This is a genomic window from Ochrobactrum teleogrylli, assembly GCF_006376685.1.
GTDB lineage: Bacteria > Pseudomonadota > Alphaproteobacteria > Rhizobiales > Rhizobiaceae > Brucella > Brucella teleogrylli.
The window spans coordinates 1-2,549 of record NZ_VEWL01000034.1 but is presented as its reverse complement, the minus strand read 5'-3'; the positions used below and the strand labels follow the sequence as shown (position 1 = coordinate 2,549).

Below are 2,549 nucleotides of genomic sequence, written 5' to 3'. Positions count from 1 at the left end.
CGATGATCCACGTCGCCATGGGGAGCCTGTTGTTGCGCCGTATCAGCCATTAAAGCAAATTCTCAAACGGACTCTTAGCGTTGTTCCAGTATCGCGCCGGTAAATTGAAAAGGTCGTGCGCCGTAAAAGTCCACGCCATCACGACTTTTCGCCTAACTCGACAAGAGTTCGCATCCAGTATAACAATTGAAATAGATTCTTTCGGATAATAATCAACATAATTACGCTAATTATTAAATTTTACTGTGACAGCATCCAAGGATACATCTAAAATTTCATCGAAATCACTACTGAAGAATGAAATTCCAACCTCTGTAACCTCTAAGCCAACATCGATTTCCTCCACCGCGACCCCCGATTGAACAAGCGCTTAATTGACTTCAAGGAGAGTTGGTCGAAATAAATTCACATCTCTCCAATACAATCCAACTCGGCCAGGGAAATCAAAAGGCTTTCTGAATTCTACTGAAGATATGCTGTAATTTTTATCAAACAATACCTTAATTTGCGAATTAAATAGAAATCCACTCAGGCCTCGGCAGTAGGGCTTATTAATTGGCATGAGAACCTGAAAATTGAGTACGTCCATCACGTCGATAAAATCATTAGTGTTTCGGATAGTTACTAAATTTCCCCTATTTGTAGGAATGTCTATGACACTTTCGAAGAGTTTTATTTTCATATTTCCACCTTTTTTTTGATAAAGTCATTTGGGTCCAGCGTGCCGGCATACTTCAGCATTTCATTAATAGCGGAATCATATTTACCGGGCTGGCCAATTTCAATTTCTATTCGACGAATATCATCGATATCCATTTGTATAGCTTCTTAAAGTCGGCCCTCGCTCAATAATTTTTGTTGATCAGCACGATACTTAATCGCGTCCGTGCCATTACCGTAGCTTGCAGTCATTTGATGATCGGCCGGATCCATCGTGATGGCGGGCCGGCAGCGGAACTGATTGGAGCGGCCTCAGAACTCGATTTCGTTGTCATAACGAAAAATCCGCAAGCGCTGGTCGGTCCACAGCTTTCCGGGATCCTAAACGTACGTCAGGCAATGCCTGTAGGGCTGTCCTCGGAGCACAATTTTGTGGTTGCGACCAAGGATGAGGGAAACGAAAATCCCCCAGAGTGGACGGTTCGACGTTTTACACCGCTGGAATGCGAACGTCTGCAAGGCTTTCCCGACTATTGGACCGATGTGCCATTCAGGGGAAAACTCCCGCTAGACAGCATCCGTTATGAAGCCATCGGCAATTCAATGCCCTGCACATTCATGTCCTGGCTCGGCATGCAGCTCAGTTTCATGGACGAGCTTGAATGGATGATGGCGCAGTCCTCATTTCTGAACCGGTCTCGCGGCAGGCCACCCAAAAACGGTGTTGCTATGACAAATGCCGAGCGCCAACGTCTGCACAGGCAGAAGAAGAAAGCGGAAACGCGGAAACAATGCGTAGCTGAGCAGCACAAATCGAGCTACACCTCACCATTACCGATCTCCAAAATTAGCCTTGAATCTGATTTGCACTTCCCTGAGACGCCTAAAACCGTAAATCGTCACCACAACATAGCAGTTAATCATATTCCAAAAAATGTTTGACAGAACGACTTCTTATCAATCCACCCATCCTCGACTGTCTGGATACCGGTTATGCATCCATTAACATTCGATACAGCGATGATGCAGTTTGCTGTCTCATAATGTGCTGGCTTATGAACCCGCATCGACATATTTGGGCCCATGGACTGATAGTAAAGTTGCGACGGCACCCAAAACGGCGCAGATGTCTTCGTCCATCGCATGACAACTGTATTATTCGCATTCGATTTTTCAATCGGCTCACCAAATCGTTTTTCGAACGATTCGACTTTATTATTCTTCCATTCTTTATCTAGCTTATTCATTTCAGCAAAGAGACCAATATTTAATCCCCCTTTTTCACTAGCACATCCCGTAAGTATAGACGCCACTGCACCTAGCAAAAGTGCAAGCTTAAAATGCCATTTGCCCCCACTCATCATCTTTAAAACCCCTTTTCAGCGCCTCACTATTCTTTTATAGATAAAGCCCTTTTTGCCTTTTCAAGTGTCTTCAATTGCGCGCACCTTGTGGTCAAACAGAAGAGGCCCAGGAAGAAAGCTGCACAATGGCTCTGGGCTGCCCAATATGTGGGGAATAGCGCCTCTACAGAAACTAAAAGGCTGCGTAAATTCTAATGCAATGGCCCTTAAAAAGGATGCATTACCACTATACTTAACAAACAATGATTATTTTACTGCACCGTGCAAAATCTCGACCACTCGTTACATCAATGCAATTGAAATAGCACTTCAACTAACTTTTCCAAATATTGCACCTGTTAATTTATGCTGCTCGAAACGATCTTTAATTTTCTCACTAACAGTCACTTCCGCACCACTTCCTGCCAACCTAAATGCATCTTTTCCTGATGCGCGGTTTGGATCGATCACTAGGCGGCGTGGACGCATTTGAGCCAGTATCTTGCGGTAGCAATATGAACCATGCTGATGAAGCTCTCGGCGAGT

4 protein-coding genes are annotated in these 2,549 nt (G+C 44.5%); 1 reads left to right on the top strand and 3 read right to left on the bottom strand.

Annotation, left to right across the window (positions count from 1 at the left end):
- Positions 1-678: 678 nt before the first annotated feature.
- The gene (locus FIC94_RS22535) at positions 679-816 is read right to left on the bottom strand and encodes a hypothetical protein (RefSeq protein ID WP_180918121.1); all 138 of its coding nucleotides are present in this window, start codon (positions 814-816) and stop codon (positions 679-681) included.
- Positions 817-915: 99 nt separating this feature from the next.
- Here FIC94_RS22535 and FIC94_RS22265 point away from each other — a divergent pair, with 99 nt between their 5' ends.
- On the top strand, positions 916-1,602 hold the full coding sequence (locus FIC94_RS22265) for a DNA cytosine methyltransferase (protein WP_140026462.1): 687 nt from the start codon (positions 916-918) through the stop codon (positions 1,600-1,602).
- Here FIC94_RS22265 and FIC94_RS22260 read toward each other — a convergent pair.
- Both FIC94_RS22260 and FIC94_RS22530 read right to left on the bottom strand, forming a co-directional pair.
- Positions 1,581-2,024: a hypothetical protein gene (locus tag FIC94_RS22260; RefSeq protein WP_140026461.1), complete on the bottom strand. Its 444-nt coding sequence runs from the start codon at positions 2,022-2,024 to the stop codon at positions 1,581-1,583. The genes FIC94_RS22265 and FIC94_RS22260 overlap by 22 nt on opposite strands.
- Before the next feature lie 309 nt (positions 2,025-2,333).
- Positions 2,334-2,492 (bottom strand): imm11 family protein, encoded by a 159-nt coding sequence (locus FIC94_RS22530; RefSeq protein ID WP_180918119.1) that lies wholly within the window; start codon positions 2,490-2,492, stop codon positions 2,334-2,336.
- Positions 2,493-2,549 lie beyond the last annotated feature (57 nt).

Coding starts and splice junctions, on each gene's coding strand:
- FIC94_RS22535 (WP_180918121.1), bottom strand. CDS start 816: ATGGATATCGATGATATTCGTCGAATAGAAATTGAAATTGGCCAGCCC.
- FIC94_RS22265 (WP_140026462.1), top strand. CDS start 916: ATGATCGGCCGGATCCATCGTGATGGCGGGCCGGCAGCGGAACTGATT.
- FIC94_RS22260 (WP_140026461.1), bottom strand. CDS start 2,024: ATGATGAGTGGGGGCAAATGGCATTTTAAGCTTGCACTTTTGCTAGGT.
- FIC94_RS22530 (WP_180918119.1), bottom strand. CDS start 2,492: ATGCGTCCACGCCGCCTAGTGATCGATCCAAACCGCGCATCAGGAAAA.